The sequence below is a fragment of the Rhizobium moroccans genome, assembly GCF_057559155.1.
Window position 1 is genome coordinate 195801 of sequence record NZ_JBHFJG010000047.1, and the last position, 13730, is coordinate 209530.

The 13730-nt window shown below is 62.2% G+C and carries 12 protein-coding genes; all 12 read left to right on the forward strand.

Annotated features, from left to right (window positions below; translation table 11 throughout):
• Nucleotides 1-373 precede the first annotated feature (373 nt).
• The 12 genes from ACE04I_RS22475 (at nt 374) to ACE04I_RS22530 (ending at nt 13682) form a co-directional block, all read left to right on the forward strand.
• Entirely contained in the window at nt 374-1537 is a 1164-nt protein-coding gene (locus tag ACE04I_RS22475; RefSeq protein ID WP_046794791.1) for a M20 aminoacylase family protein, read from the forward strand.
• 31 nt (nt 1538-1568) lie between these two features.
• Nucleotides 1569-3416: an ABC transporter ATP-binding protein gene (locus tag ACE04I_RS22480; RefSeq protein ID WP_137326633.1), complete on the forward strand. Its 1848-nt coding sequence runs from the start codon at nt 1569-1571 to the stop codon at nt 3414-3416.
• Between the two features lie 87 nt (nt 3417-3503).
• A complete protein-coding gene (locus ACE04I_RS22485; protein WP_046794789.1) occupies nt 3504-3698 on the forward strand; it encodes a hypothetical protein in 195 nt (64 codons plus the stop codon).
• A 98-nt stretch (nt 3699-3796) separates the two neighbouring features.
• A complete protein-coding gene (locus ACE04I_RS22490) occupies nt 3797-4273 on the forward strand; it encodes a Fic/DOC family protein (protein ID WP_487207620.1) in 477 nt (158 codons plus the stop codon).
• Nucleotides 4274-4321: 48 nt separating this feature from the next.
• Nucleotides 4322-5275 carry a sugar-binding transcriptional regulator gene (locus ACE04I_RS22495; protein WP_046794787.1) on the forward strand — a complete coding sequence of 318 codons (954 nt, stop codon included), beginning with the start codon at nt 4322-4324 and terminating at the stop codon, nt 5273-5275.
• 143 nt (nt 5276-5418) lie between these two features.
• Nucleotides 5419-6744: an ABC transporter substrate-binding protein gene (locus tag ACE04I_RS22500; RefSeq protein WP_046794786.1), complete on the forward strand. Its 1326-nt coding sequence runs from the start codon at nt 5419-5421 to the stop codon at nt 6742-6744.
• 136 nt (nt 6745-6880) lie between these two features.
• Nucleotides 6881-7753, forward strand: coding sequence for a carbohydrate ABC transporter permease (locus ACE04I_RS22505; RefSeq protein WP_487207614.1), 873 nt, complete (start codon nt 6881-6883; stop codon nt 7751-7753).
• A 12-nt stretch (nt 7754-7765) separates the two neighbouring features.
• Nucleotides 7766-8590 carry a carbohydrate ABC transporter permease gene (locus ACE04I_RS22510; protein ID WP_046794784.1) on the forward strand — a complete coding sequence of 275 codons (825 nt, stop codon included), beginning with the start codon at nt 7766-7768 and terminating at the stop codon, nt 8588-8590.
• A 30-nt stretch (nt 8591-8620) separates the two neighbouring features.
• Nucleotides 8621-9625 carry an ABC transporter ATP-binding protein gene (locus tag ACE04I_RS22515; RefSeq protein ID WP_046794783.1) on the forward strand — a complete coding sequence of 335 codons (1005 nt, stop codon included), beginning with the start codon at nt 8621-8623 and terminating at the stop codon, nt 9623-9625.
• Nucleotides 9626-9851: 226 nt separating this feature from the next.
• Complete coding sequence (locus tag ACE04I_RS22520) at nt 9852-11333, forward strand: mannitol dehydrogenase family protein (RefSeq protein ID WP_137326632.1); 1482 nt, start codon at nt 9852-9854, stop codon at nt 11331-11333.
• 11 nt (nt 11334-11344) lie between these two features.
• Entirely contained in the window at nt 11345-12055 is a 711-nt protein-coding gene (locus ACE04I_RS22525; RefSeq protein WP_046794781.1) for an HAD family hydrolase, read from the forward strand.
• 34 nt (nt 12056-12089) lie between these two features.
• Entirely contained in the window at nt 12090-13682 is a 1593-nt protein-coding gene (locus tag ACE04I_RS22530; protein ID WP_487207615.1) for an FGGY-family carbohydrate kinase, read from the forward strand.
• The last annotated feature ends 48 nt before the right edge of the window (nt 13683-13730 follow it).

A 13730-nucleotide genomic window follows, 5' to 3' on the forward strand; every position in this document is an offset into this window, starting at 1 on the left:
CCCCCCCCCCCCCACGGAGCCTGCCAGAAGGATATTGAGCTTGTTCATGCGAGTATTCCCCTTTATTTTCTCGTTGGGTTGCATGGTTTGCCAGTCCGGCGCAAGCCGGTGCTATAGCTGTTCGCACTGCAAGGCAGCTTTATCAAGCTTTTGATTTTACAGTGGAATTAACTGTCCTCCCTCCGTTCAAGCAGGTTTTGGCACAGCGAGGATCGCGCCTTCCCAGTCAGGCGTGACCAAATTTTGAGCTATCTAAGCATAGGCCTATTTTCCGTTCAAGCCGGAAAATTGAAGCTTGCAAAAACCCAACTTCGCATCGCAATATCCCGCCAAACAAGAATGGGAAACACCAAAAATTGCGGAGTTTGCACCTATGCCGGTACTCAATCGCGTCGCCGAAATGCAGGACGAAGTCGCTGAATGGAGGCGCCACATCCACCAGAATCCCGAGATCCTCTACGAGGTTCACGAGACGGCGAAATTCGTGGCCGAGAAGCTGAAATCCTTCGGCTGCGACGTGGTGGAAACGGGCATCGGCAAGACCGGCGTCGTCGGGATCATCAAGGGCAGGCGGGGCGACGGCCCGGTGATCGGCTTCCGTGCCGACATGGATGCGCTGCCCATCCTGGAGACGAGCGGCAAGCCCTGGGCTTCGAAGACGCCCGGCAAGGCGCATTCCTGCGGCCATGACGGGCACACCGCCATGCTGCTCGGCGCGGCGCAGTACCTTGCCGAGACCCGCAACTTCTCCGGCTCCGTCGCGGTAATCTTCCAGCCTGCCGAAGAGGGCGGCGCTGGCGCGCTTGCCATGATCGACGACGGGCTCATGGAGAAATTCGGCATCAAACAGGTCTATGGCATGCACAACGAGCCGCGCCTGCCGGTCGGCCATTTCTCGATCCGCAAGGGCTCGGTCATGGCCGCAGCCGATTCTTTCGAGATCACCATTCACGGCCGCGGCAGCCATGCCGCGCAGCCCCATCTTTCCGTCGATCCGGTGCTTGCCTCGGCCCATATCATCATCGCGCTGCAATCCATCGTGTCGCGCGAGACCGATCCGCTGAAATCGCTGGTCGTCACCGTGGCGACGACCCATGGCGGGGAGGCGAACAATGTCATCCCCGGCTTCGTAAAGCTGACGGGCACGGTGCGTACGCTGCTTCCAGAAACCCGCGATTTCGCCGAAAAGCGCCTGACCGAAGTGGCGCAGTCGACGGCGATCGCCCATGGCGCGACGGCAGAGGTCGTCTATCGCCGCGGCTATCCCGTCACCTTCAACCATGCCGACGAGACCGATTTCGCGATCGAGATCGCCAGCAGGATCGCGGGCGGCAAGGCGGTGACGACGGATGCGCCGCCGCATATGGGAGCGGAGGATTTCTCCTACATGCTCGAGAAGCGGCCCGGCGCCTTCATCTTCATCGGCAACGGCGATACGGCCACTCTCCATAACCCGGCCTACGATTTCAACGACGAGGCCATCCCCTATGGCGTCAGCTATTGGGTGACGCTTGCCGAAACGGCGCTCGCAGCCTGATCCTTCCAACCGTTCGAACAAGGAGAATCCCATGCTGCTTGGTGCAACGGCAATGGAGCAGACCGGCGGCTCGGTCGCGCCTGTGCTTTCGGTCCAGAACCTCACGACCTCCTTCCGCGTCGGCGACGAATGGAAGTCCGTCGTGCGCAACATTTCCTTCGATGTGGCGCCGCGCGAGACGGTTGCGATCGTGGGCGAGAGCGGTTCCGGCAAGAGCGTGACCTCGCTCTCGATCATGCGGCTCCTGCCGAAGAATTCGAGCCGGATCGAAGGCAAGGTTTTCTTAAGCGGACGGGAGCTCCTGGCGCTGCCGGAGGAGCAGATGCGGCATGTACGCGGCAACGAGATCTCGATGATCTTTCAGGAGCCGATGACGAGCCTCAACCCGATCTTCCCGATCGGCAAGCAGATCGCGGAAGCCTTGACCGTCCACAAGGACATTACCAAGGCCGAGGCCAAGGCGGAGGTGGTCCGGCTCCTCGAAAAGGTGAGAATTCCGAACGCGAAAAATCGTTTCGACGAATATCCGCATCAGTTCTCCGGCGGCATGCGCCAGCGCGTGATGATCGCCATGGCGCTCGCCTCGAAACCGAAACTCCTGATCGCCGACGAGCCGACGACCGCACTCGACGTGACGATCCAGGGCCAGATCCTCGATCTCATCAAAGTGCTGCAGGAAGAGGAAGGCATGTCGGTTCTCTTCATCACCCACGACATGGGCGTGGTGGCGGAGGTCGCCGATCGAACTATCGTCATGTATCGCGGCGAAGCGGTGGAAACCGGCTCCACGGACGACATCTTCCATCGCGGCAAGCACCCCTATACGCGGGCGCTTCTTTCGGCGGTGCCGAAGCTCGGCTCCATGAGCGGGCGGGTGCTGCCGCAGCGGTTTCCGATCATCGATGTGAAGACCGGCGAGCAGCAACCCCTCAAGGATGTCGATGATACGGTCGGCAAGGGCAGGACGCCGATCCTCGACGTCAAGGAACTGACGACCCGGTTCGACATCCGCTCCGGCCTGTTCGGCCGCAAGACAGGCGCCGTGCATGCGGTGGAGAAAGTCTCCTTCAACCTGTTCGAGGGTGAGACGCTTTCGCTGGTCGGCGAATCGGGTTGCGGAAAATCCACCACCGGGCGTTCCGTCACGCGGCTCATCACGCCGACGAGCGGCGACGTCACTCTCGACGGCTATGACGTCATGAAGCTCGATCAGTCGAGCTTGCGCAGCATGCGGCGGTCGATCCAGATGGTGTTCCAGGACCCTTTCGCCAGCCTCAATCCGCGCATGAGCATCGGCGCGGCGGTGATGGAGCCCTTCATCGAGCACAATCTCGGTACGAAAGCCCAGGCCCGCGAAAAGACGGCCAATCTGCTCGAAAAGGTCGGCCTGTCGGCCGACATGATGAAGCGCTTCCCGCATGAGTTCTCCGGCGGTCAGCGCCAACGCATCGCGATCGCCCGCGCCCTGATGCTTGACCCGAAGGTGATTGTCGCAGACGAGGCGGTCTCGGCGCTCGACGTCTCCATCAAGGCGCAGGTCTGCAATCTGCTCCTCGACCTGCAGCAGAGCCTCAACCTTGCCTTCCTCTTCATCAGCCACGATATGGCGGTGGTGGAGCGGGTGAGCCATCGTGTTGCGGTGATGTATCTCGGCGAGATCGTCGAGATCGGTCCGCGTGCGGCGGTGTTCGACAACCCGCAGCATTCCTATACGAGGAAGCTGATGTCGGCGGTTCCGGTGCCTGATCCCTCGCGCCGCAAGATCAAGCGCAACATGTCCACCGACGAGATCAAGAGCCCGATCCGGTCCGTCGACTACGTGCCGCCGAAGCGGGAGTACCGGGAGGTTTCGGAGGGGCATCTGGTGCAGGTGGCGTGAGTTTGCCGGGCATCCGGATTTCTGATATCCTTCAATCAGTTGATATCCGGATGACCCGGCGGTTTGGCCAGGAGGAAAAGCTCCGACATGAACGACAAGAACACGATCCGGCTACGCACCCGCGAAGCCGCTCATCTCCAGGCGATCGAGGGAAATCCCCTCGATGCGGAGCAGATCGCCATGTTTGAAATGTTTGCTCGCGAGGGGTGGTCCCAGGAAAAGCGCCGTGCGTATATCCTTGAGCGGGCGCGTGCTGCCGCCACACCTCACGCGGCGGAATGAGCGACCCATACGTCTATCCCGGAACCGGTGTTCTCAGAAACAAACTCGGCATTCAGGATGCCGAGAAGCTTGACTATTACGAGCGCGAAATAGTCACAATGCGGGTGGGTGAGGGCATCCCGTCAGGCAACTTCGACCTTCAGCATCTCAAGGCGATCCATCGCCATCTTTTCCAGGACATTTTCGAATGGGCGGGGCAAATTCGCACCGTCGAGATATCCAAGGGCGGCAGCCAGTTCCAGTTCCAGCAGTATATCGAAACAGGCATGGCGGATGTTCACCGCCGCCTCATGAAATCGGATTTTCTGCGAGGTCTCGAGCAATCGGTCTTCGCGGCCGAAGCCGGTAAAATCATCGGCGATGTCAATTATGTCCACCCATTCCGGGAGGGGAACGGCCGCACGCAGCTGCTGTATCTCAAACAGCTTGCGGAACAGGCCGGGCATCCTCTCGACCTTACCAAGATCGAAGCTGCGGGCTGGCTGGCTGCATCGAAAGAAGCGCATCGCGCTCGTTACGATCTCATGGGGCAGGTGATAGGCGATGCCTTGCGTCGGACGCCGCCAACCGTTTGACAGAAACTCCGAAAACATGGCAGCAACGGGCGGAGGAGAATTTCTGCCATGGCAAAACGGTCTGATACGCAAGGGCGGCTCGATGATGCGGCGCGGGCCGGCTGGCTCTATTATGTGGCGGGCCGCACCCAGGACGAAATCGCCGCGGCCATGAGCATTTCCCGGCAGTCGGCGCAGCGGCTGGTGTCGCTTGCGGTTGCCGAACGGCTGATCAAGGTGCGGCTCGACCATCCGATCTCGGCCTGTCTGGAGCTGGCCGAGGCTCTCAGGCAAAGATACGATCTCAAGCATGCAGAGGTGGTGCCGAGCGATCCGGCCGGCGTCTCCACCACGGTCGGCATCGCGGAAGCGGCGGCGGCCGAGATCGAGCGCTGGCTGAAACGTCCGGACCCGATCATCGTCGCGATCGGCACGGGCCGCACGCTGAAAGCCGCGGTCGACCAGTTGCCGCCGATGGAATGCCCGCAGCACCGTATCGTGTCGCTCACCGGCAATATCGGGCCGGACGGGTCGGCGGCCTTCTACAACGTCATCTTTTCCATGGCCGATGCCATCAAGGCGCGGCATTTTCCCATGCCGCTGCCGGTTCTGTGCTCTTCGGCGGAAGAGCGCGAGACGCTGCATGACCAGGCGCTGGTGCGCTCCACCATCGCGCTCGGCGCCAAGGCGGATGTCACCTTCGTAGGCATCGGCGAACTCGGGGTGGACGGTCCGCTCTGCGTCGACGGCTTCCTGGGCCGCGACGAGATGATGAAGCTGGTGGAGGAGGGGGCCGCCGGCGAGATCTGCGGCTGGATCTTCGACCATAAGGGCAGGTTGGTGGAAAGCTCCATAAACGACCGGGTTGCGAGCGTGCCGATTCCTTCGCGGGAGACCTCGTCCGTCATCGGCATCGCGCAGGGGCGCAAGAAGGTGGTCGCGCTTGGCGCCGCCCTCGACGGGAGGCTCATCAACGGCGTCATCACCGATGAGGCGACCGCGGAGCAATTGCTCTCCATGTGAGCAAAAATTACCGGTTTAAAATCAAGAGATTATGTTTGCCGTTGCGCTGCAGCGACGAATGGAGATTGACTTTGACTGCCCGCTAGTGGGTAATTGCTCATGAGCAAAGCGAATGCTCGTTACTCATCTTCTGGGAGGAAGATATGACATTGAAGACGGTTTTGCTGGGCGCCTGCTCGGCGCTGGTTTTTGCCGGAGTTTTTTCCACCGGGGCTTCGGCCGAAACTCTCACGATCGCGACGGTCAACAACGGCGACATGATCCGTATGCAGGGTCTGACGTCCGAGTTTACCGCGAAGAACCCGGATATTCAGGTCGAATGGGTGACGCTTGAGGAAAATGTCCTGCGCGAGCGCGTCACGACCGACATCGCCACCAAGGGCGGACAGTACGACATCCTGACGATCGGCAACTACGAGGTTCCGATCTGGGCCAAGCAGGGCTGGCTTCTGGAACTCAACAATCTGGGCGATGCCTACGACGTGGATGACCTGTTGCCGTCGATCCGCGGCGGCCTCACCGTGGACGGCAAGCTCTATGCCTCGCCGTTCTACGGTGAATCCGCGATGATCATGTACCGCACGGACCTCTTCGAGAAGGCCGGGCTGAAGATGCCGGAAAACCCGACCTGGGACTTCATCGGCGAGGCCGCCCGCAAGATCACCGACCGTTCCGCCGACATCAACGGCATCTGCTTGCGCGGCAAGGCCGGCTGGGGCGAGAACATGGCCTTCGTCACGGCTCTCGCCAATTCCTACGGCGGCCGGTGGTTCGACGAAAACTGGCAGCCGCAGTTCGATCAGCCCGAATGGAAGGACGCGCTGCAGTTCTATGTGGATCTCATGAAGGATGCAGGCCCGGCCGGTGCTTCCTCCAACGGCTTCAACGAGAACCTCACCCTCTTCCAGCAGGGCAAGTGCGGCATGTGGATCGACGCGACGGTCGCGGCCTCCTTCGTCTCCGACCCGAAGGATTCGACGGTCGCCGACAAGGTCGGCTATGCGATCTTCCCGACCAAGGAGGGCGTGAACAACCACGGCAACTGGCTGTGGTCGTGGAACCTCGCAATCCCGGCAAGCTCCACGAAGGGCGAGGCCGCGCAGAAGTTCATCGCCTGGGCGACCAGCAAGGAATATACCGAGCTCGTCGCTTCGAAGGAGGGCTGGGCGAACGTGCCGCCGGGCACCCGCACCTCGCTCTATGAGAACGAGGAATACAAGAAGGCCGCCTCCTTCGCCGAGCCGACGCTCGCCGCCATGCAGGCAGCCGACATCACCAAGCCGACCGTGAAGCCGGTGCCCTATACAGGCGGCCAGTTCGTGGCGATCCCGGAATTCCAGGCGATCGGCACGAATGTCGGCCAGCTCTTCTCGGCGGTTGTGGCGGGTCAATCCTCGGTCGATGATGCGCTCACGCAGGCGCAAACCGCCACGGTGCGTGAAATGACTCGCGCCGGCTACATCAAGTAGTTCCTCCCGAGCCTGGGTCGCCTGCCTTCGGGTCGGGCGACCCCTTTTCAAACTCTGCCGAAACAACAAGAAAAGCCCGGCCGCGCCACGTCTCCCGCCCAAATGAGATGCGCGGCCAATTCAGGGAGGGTGCAGAATGGCAACGCAGAACACCAGGACTCTGGCGCGGCTCATGATGGCGCCCTCCGTTTTGCTTCTCCTGGTCTGGATGATCGTTCCTCTGGCGATGACGTTGTGGTTCTCGTTTCAGAACTACAATCTCTTGAATCCCGCCAATGTGAGCTTCACGGGCCTGTTCAACTACCGCTTCTTCTACACCGATCCGGCATTCTTCCAGTCGATCTGGAACACTCTCATGATCGTCGGCGGCGTGCTCTTGATCACCGTCATCGGCGGCATCGCGATCGCGCTCCTTCTCGATCAGCCGATCTTCGGGCACGGGATCGTGCGCATCCTCGTCATCTCGCCGTTCTTCGTCATGCCGCCGGTCGCGGCGCTGATCTGGAAGAACATGATCATGCATCCGGGCTATGGGGTGCTGGCCGATATCAACAAGGCATTGGGGTTCCAGCCGGTCGACTGGTTTGCGCAATATCCGCTGCTGGCGATCATCATCATCGTCGCCTGGCAATGGCTGCCCTTCGCGACCCTCATCCTGCTCACCGCGCTGCAATCGCTCGACAGCGAGCAGAAGGAAGCGGCCGAGATGGACGGCGCCAATTTCCTCAACCGCTTCATCTATCTGACGCTGCCGCATCTTGCCCGCGCCATCACGGTCGTGATCCTGATCCAGACGATCTTCCTGCTCGGCGTCTATGCGGAAATTCTCGTCACCACCAATGGCGGCCCGGGCTACGCGTCAACCAATCTTGCCTTCCTAATCTACCGCACCGCGCTTCTCGGCTATGACGTGGGCGGGGCATCAGCGGGCGGCATCATCGCGGTCATCCTCGCCAATATCGTCGCCTTTTTCCTGATGCGCGCCGTCGGCCGCAACCTGGACCGGTAAGGAGGTCACTTCATGGCTCGCTCAGTCACGACACGCCACAAGGTCACCGCCACGATCGCCGCCTGGATCGTCGCGCTGGTGATCTTCTTCCCGATCCTCTACACGCTCATCACCAGCATCAAGACCGAGCCGGAAGCGATCGCGGGCTTCAGCCTCATCCCCTCCGGCACCTTCGAGAACTACGTCACGGTGCAGACGCAGCGCGATTACTTGAAGCCGTTCATGAACTCGGTCGTGCTGTCGGTGGGCTCCACGATCCTGGCGCTCATCATCGCGATCCCGGCCGCCTGGGCGATGGCGTTTTCGCCGACCAAGCGCACCAAGGACATCCTGATGTGGATGCTCTCCACCAAGATGATGCCGGCGGTCGCAGTGCTCGTGCCGATCTACCTGATGTTCCGCGATTTCGGCCTGCTGGACAGCCGCATCGGGCTCACGGTCATGCTCACCCTCATTAACCTGCCGATCGTGGTGTGGATGCTCTACACCTATTTCCGCGAAATCCCCGGCGAGATCCTGGAAGCGGCGCGGATGGATGGGGCAGGGCTCTGGCAGGAGATCGTCTACGTGCTGACGCCGATGGCGGTTCCCGGCATCGCCTCGACGCTGCTCCTCAACGTCATCCTCGCCTGGAACGAGTCCTTCTGGACCATCCGGCTGACGACTACCAATGCGGCGCCGCTGACGGCTTTCATCGCCTCCTTCTCCAGTCCTCAGGGACTGTTCTGGGCGAAACTTTCGGCGGCCTCCACCATGGCGATCGCGCCGATCCTCATCCTCGGCTGGTTCAGCCAGAAGCAACTCGTTCGCGGCCTCACCTTCGGTGCGGTCAAGTAGGCGGCGCGGTCAAGCAAGGACAAGAACGACATGGGAAGCATAACCCTCAACAAGGTGTCGAAGACCTTCGGCGAAGCCAAGGTCATCCCCTCGATCGACCTCGAAATCCATGACGGCGAGTTCGTCGTCTTCGTCGGCCCGTCCGGCTGCGGCAAGTCCACGCTCCTGCGCCTGATCGCGGGCCTGGAGGACGTTACCGGCGGTTCGATCATGATCGACGGCAAGGACGTGACCGAGAATGCGCCGGCCGAGCGCGGGCTCGCCATGGTCTTCCAGTCCTATGCGCTCTATCCGCATATGAGCGTGCGCAACAACATCGCCTTCCCGCTGAAGATGGCCAAGCTCGACAAGGCGGCCATCGACAGGAAGGTGGAGGATGCCGCGCGCGTGCTCAACCTCACGGATTATCTGGAGCGGCGTCCCTCGCAGCTTTCGGGCGGGCAGCGCCAGCGCGTCGCGATCGGCCGCGCCATCGTGCGCGAACCTTCCGCCTTCCTGTTCGACGAGCCGCTTTCGAACCTCGACGCGGCGCTGCGCGGCACCATGCGCCTCGAGATCAGCCAGCTGCATCACCAGCTCAAGACGACGATGGTCTACGTCACTCACGACCAGGTGGAAGCCATGACCATGGCCGACAAGATCGTTGTCCTGAACCGCGGCAATATCGAGCAGGTCGGCTCGCCGCTGGAGCTCTACCGCAATCCGCGCAATCTCTTCGTCGCCGGCTTCATCGGCTCGCCGCGCATGAACTTGATCGAGGGCGCATTCGCGCAGTCGAAGGGCGCGAGCACGGCCGGCGTGCGGCCGGAGCATATCGGTCTTTCGAAGGACAGCGGCGAGTGGACGGGCAAGGTGACGGTCGCCGAGCATCTCGGCGCCGATACCTTCCTGCATGTGGATGTGGAGGGCATCGGGTCGATCACCGCCCGCTGCGACGGCGAGTTCGGCGTGCATCACGGCGACCGGATCTATCTCACGCCCAATGAGGACCGGATACATCGCTTCGACGACAAGGGCATGGCCATCAGGGCCTGAGATTGTGGCGAGGCTGCGAATGCTCTGTCGTCATGCTCGGGCTTGTCCCGAGCATCTGCAAACGGCTCGATTGTCTCGACGTGGACAGATCCTCGGGACAAGCCCGAGGATGACGGCGAGAGGAATGCAACGTGCCATCAAACCGGGGCGTTGCGACGGAGGTTGGGGTGGTGTTGGCCTGTTTTATTGGCCTGAGATTTCTCGGTCCACACTGGAGTACTGATAAATGACTGTGAAGCTTTCGCTGGCGAGCCTGAAGGATGCCGCGGCAACCGCCGCCGTGCCGGCTTATGACAGGGAAACACTTTCCGCCGGGATCGTGCATTTCGGCGTAGGCAACTTCCATCGCGCCCATCAGGCCGTCTATCTCGACGACCTCTTCAATCTCGGCGGGGATCATGACTGGGCGATCGTGGGCGCCGGCGTGCTGCCCTCCGATGCCGCCATGCGCGACAAGCTGAAGGCTCAGGATTATCTCACCACCGTCGTCGAGCAGGACAATAACAAGACGGCCGCGCGCGTCACCGGGCCGATGATCGACATCATCGCGCCGGATCAGAAGAAAGCATTGATCGAGAGGCTCGCCGATCCGGCGATCCGCATCGTCTCCATGACGATCACCGAGGGCGGCTATTTCATCGACGCGTCCGGCCAGTTCAACCCGGCCCATCCGGCAATCGCCGAGGACGGCAGGAACCCGGAGAACCCGAAGACCGTATTCGGGCTGATCCTGGCGGGTTTGAAGCTGCGAAAGAGCCGCGGCATCCGGCCATTCACCATCATGTCCTGCGACAACATCCCCGGAAACGGCGAGGTGACGGAAAACGCGGTCGTGGGACTGGCCAAGCTCTCCGATCCGGATTTCGCTCACTGGATTCACGGCAACGTCGCCTTTCCGAATTCCATGGTGGATCGCATCACTCCGGCCACGGGAACCCGCGAGATCGATATCCTGCGCAATGATTTCGGCATCGAGGACAACTGGCCGGTCTTCTGCGAGGAGTTCAAGCAGTGGGTGATGGAGGACAAGTTCCCCGCCGGGCGCCCCGCTCTCGAAGAGGTGGGCGTGCAGTTCGTGCCGGATGTCGCGCCCTATGAGCATATGAAGATCCGCATCCTGAACGGCGGTCATGCGGCGATCGCCTATCCGGCAGCGCTTCTCGACGTGCATTTCGTTCATGAGGCCATGGAACATCCGCTGATCCGCGCTTTCCTCGCCAAGCTGGAGAAGGAGGAGATCATCCCGATCATCCCGCCGGTGCCGGATACCAGCCTTGAGGAATACTTCGCGCTGATCGAGCGGCGGTTCCTGAACCCGAAGATCGGCGACACGATCCCGCGGCTCGCGCAAGACGGCTCCAACCGGCAGCCGAAATTCATCCTGCCGTCCACCGCCGACCGGCTAGCGAACGGCCTCGACATCGTCGGCTTGTCGCTCGTCTCGGCGCTCTGGTGCCGCTATTTCGCGGGCACTTCCGACAGCGGCAAGACGATCGTCTTCAACGATGCGAGCGCCGACCGCCTGCATGCGGCTGCCTTGAAGGCCAAGGACGATCCGGACGCCTTCCTTGCCTTCGACGAGATATTCGGGGCGGTCTCTAAATCCGAACTGTTCCGCAAGCGTTTCGCCCATGCGCTTCAAACGCTTTGGAAAGAGGGGACTGCTAAAACGCTCGAACTCTATCTGGCGGACGAGCTCGTCAAGTAACGGTGGAAAAAGTGCTCGATACGGCGGGACCATTGGTGATCTTCGATTGCGACGGGGTCCTCGTCGACAGCGAACCCGTTTCCGTGCGTGTGCTCATGGATGCGCTCCGCCGCAAGGGCCTGATGATCGAAGAGGAGGAGGTCTATCGCCGCTTTCTGGGCCGCAGCCTTGCGACCGTCACCCGGATCATGCGGGACGAATTCGGCATCGAAGCCGACGAGAGTTTCCTCGATGACATGCGTCACGATCTCTACGCGCGCTTCCGAAAGGAACTGCGGCCGATCCCCGGCATCGGGGAGACGCTCGACCGCATGACGTGGCGGCGTTGCGTCGCCTCGTCCAGCCAGCCCGAGCGCATCCGTCTGTCGCTGACGATCACCGGGCTCATCGACCGGCTGGAGCCGGACATTTTCAGCGCGGCCATGGTGGCGCGGGGCAAGCCGGCGCCCGATCTTTTCCTGCATGCCGCGAGCGAAATGAATGCGGACCCCGCAAACTGCATCGTCATCGAGGACAGCCCGGCCGGTATCGAGGCGGCGCATCGCGCCGGCATGGCCACCTTCGCTTTCACCGGCGGTTCGCATGCCGGCGTTCCCGGCTATCGCGAGCGCATAGAAGCGCTGGCGCCCGAGGTGGTGTTTGACGCGATGCCGGATTTGATCCACCTTGTCCAAAAACATTTGGAGGATCGCCGCGAAGCGGGCCTAAAAGGGTCGCGCTAGCCGCAGCGAACAATGGGACAGGAAACAAATCCGGATGCGTGATCATCTCGTTGCGGTCGATATCGGCACGGGCAGCGCCCGCGCCGGCGTCTTCGATCGCGATGGACGCCTGCTCGCCAAGGCGAAACGCCCGATCCTGATGTTCCGGCCGAGGGAAAACCACGCCGAGCACGATTCCGAGGATATCTGGGCGGCCACATGCGGCGCCGTCCGAGAGGCCGTGAGGGAGGCCGGCATTCCGGCCTCCGGCGTTGCCGCGATCGGCTTCGACGCCACCTGTTCTCTTGTGGCGCGGGATCGCGACGGTCATCAGCTCACCGTTTCCACGACAGGGGAGGATCGCCGCGATACCATCGTCTGGCTCGATCACCGGGCGATAGAGGAAGCGGACGAGCTTTCCGCCACCGGTCATCCGGTTCTCGAATTCTCCGGCGGCTCGCTCTCGCCCGAGATGGAGATGCCGAAGCTCATGTGGGTGAAGAGGCGCCTGCCGGAGACCTGGGCAAGGGCAGGCTCTTTCTTCGATCTTGCGGATTTCCTCACCTGGAAGGCGACCGGCTCGGCGGCGCGTTCCCGCTGCACGCTGACCGCCAAGTGGAACTATCTCGCCCATGAAAATCCCGGCTGGAACGCCGACTTCCTGCGGCTTGCGGGCCTCGAAGACCTGAGGGAAAAGGCCGGCCTGCCGGAAGAAACCGTAAGGGCAGGGGAGAGCATCGGCACGCTTGGCGAAAAGGCGGCGGCGGAACTCGGCCTCGACACCGGCGTGCATGTAGCGCCCGGCCTGATCGACGCCTATGCCGGCGCTTTTGGTGTTCTTGGCGGCGTGCTCGGCGGGGTAGCGGATGGGCGAGGCCTCGAAAGTCACGTGGCGCTGATCGGCGGCACGTCGAGCTGCATCGTCGCCTTCACGCATGAACCGAAGCCCGGCCGCAGCCTCTGGGGCCCCTATCACGGCGCGGTCCTGCCCGAGCACTGGCTGGTGGAAGGCGGGCAATCGGCGACCGGCGCCCTGCTCGACCATGTCGTCCGGATGCACGCCGCCGGCGGCGAGCCTTCCGTCGATCTGCATGGGCGCATCATCACCCGGATCGCGGAACTGCGCGCCGAGAAAGGCGGCGAGATCGCGCCCGACCTCCATGTGCTGCCGGATTTCCACGGCAACCGCTCGCCGCTTGCCGATCCGCATGCCACCGGAGTCGTCAGCGGCCTGACGCTCGATACATCCTTCGACGGGCTCTGCCGGCTCTATTGGCGCTCCTGCGTCGGCATCGCACTCGGCATCCGCCACATCCTGGAGACGCTCGAAGGCTACGGCTACCGGTTCGAGACGCTGCACGTCACCGGCGGGCACGTGAACAATCCGCTCCTCGTGGAGCTTTATGCCGATGCGACGGGCCGCAATGTGGTCGTGCCCGAGACGCGCGATGCGGTGCTGCTCGGCACCGCCATGGCCGCGGCGGTTGCCGGCGGCGTCCACGAAAATCTCTTTGCCGCCGGCCACGCCATGGATGGCGGCGGCACGGAGCGGCGGCGCGACCCGGCGCGGGCGCAGAAATACGAGCGCGATTACCGGCGGTTTCTCGCGATGCTGAGACATCGGGAGGAGCTGAAGGAGCTGGGGTAGGTGATCGCGAGGATTATTGCGAGCATCGGGTGTCGGAATCTCGCTTAG